The organism is Photorhabdus cinerea (genome assembly GCF_011189575.1).
GTDB classification, from domain to species: Bacteria; Pseudomonadota; Gammaproteobacteria; order Enterobacterales; family Enterobacteriaceae; genus Photorhabdus; species Photorhabdus cinerea.
Window position 1 is genome coordinate 1 of record NZ_PUJW01000152.1, and the last position, 384, is coordinate 384.

Annotated in this window: 1 protein-coding gene; it reads left to right on the forward strand. The window is 41.1% G+C overall.

From position 1 onward, the window contains the following. Positions 1-199, forward strand: a 199-nt coding sequence (locus tag C5469_RS23125; protein WP_166311054.1) for a Tn3 family transposase, incomplete at its 5' end; no start/stop codon positions are given. Between the last annotated feature and the right edge of the window lie 185 nt (positions 200-384).

Below are 384 nucleotides of genomic sequence, written 5' to 3' on the forward strand. Positions count from 1 at the left end.
TATAGAAAGAGCCATCGAATCACTGAAACGGAAAGGGGTTCAGATTAATGAGCAATTGCTTTCGCACCTGTCGCCGCTGGGTTGGGAGCATATCAATCTGAGTGGAGATTACATCTGGCGTAATAATCTTAAGTTAGGAGCTGGAAAATACCGTCCGTTACGATCAGTTGATATCAATCTGTACAAAAAACAGGCTTAGCGTAGGATATTTTCCGTTTTCCAAGCGGACCCCCATTAGCCAGTTTGCATGAATTATCCCGTGATAATCCCAAATGGGAAGAATGGAAAATGAAAGGGCAAGAATTACTCAATCAGAAAAAATGAGATTGAAAGCAGACTATTAACACCCTCTATAACATCACAGAAAGTTCATGGCGAGGTTTT